The following is a 774-nucleotide window of genomic DNA, read 5'->3' as shown; positions in this document are numbered from 1 at the left end:
TGAGATGTTCCCGATTTTGGGTTAGCCTGTTGCTCAACGAAGGAGACAGGCAATGAAACGGTCACGGTTCTCGGAAGAACAGACCATCGGCATTTTGAAGGAACATCAGGCGGGCATGTCGCCGGCTGAACTGTGCCGCAAGCACGGCATTTCTGATGCGACGTTCTACACCTGGCGCAAGAAGTACGGCGGCATGGACGTATCGGACGCCAAGCGGTTGAAGGCGCTCGAGGAAGAGAATGCGAAGCTGAAGAAGCTTCTGGCGGAGCAGATGATGGATGTATCGACGCTCCGCGAGATGCTGACAATGGGAGCGGGCGAACGCCATGCGTTCGAGTGAGCCTGCGGACGCTTCTGACGCCCGGCTCCAGGAGGAAAGCCGTGAGTTGGGTAATCGAGATGAAGGACTATTCTCAGCGGCGGGCCTGTGCCCTGGTTGGCATTGCGCCGCGCGTCTTCCGTTACCAGTCGAGCCGGCCGGACGATGCCGGCCTTCGACAGCGATTGCGTGAGCTGTCGTCGGAACGACGGCGGTTCGGTTATCGTCGCCTGCACCTGCTTTTGAAGCGGGAGGGCATCGCGGTGAACTGGAAGAAGCTCTATCGAATCTACAAGGAAGAGCGGCTGACAGTGCGCAAATGCGGCGGCCGCAAGCGAGCTTTGGGCACGCGAGCGCCGATGGCGGTCCCGCAGGATCCGAACCAGAGATGGAGCCTCGACTTCGTGTCGGACACGCTGGCCGACGGCCGTCGCTTCCGCATCCTGTGTGTCATT

1 pseudogene is annotated in these 774 nt (G+C 60.2%); it reads left to right on the top strand.

What is annotated here, in order from left to right:
* Positions 1-52: 52 nt before the first annotated feature.
* A pseudogene (locus tag JCM21793_RS29045) lies at positions 53-774 on the top strand (transposase); the annotation flags it as partial.

It is taken from the genome of Nitratireductor aquibiodomus NL21 = JCM 21793 (assembly GCF_000615975.1).
In the GTDB taxonomy this organism is placed as follows: Bacteria; Pseudomonadota; Alphaproteobacteria; order Rhizobiales; family Rhizobiaceae; genus Nitratireductor; species Nitratireductor aquibiodomus.
The sequence above is the reverse complement of the archived record's forward strand: the minus strand, read 5'-3'. Positions and strand labels throughout refer to the sequence as shown.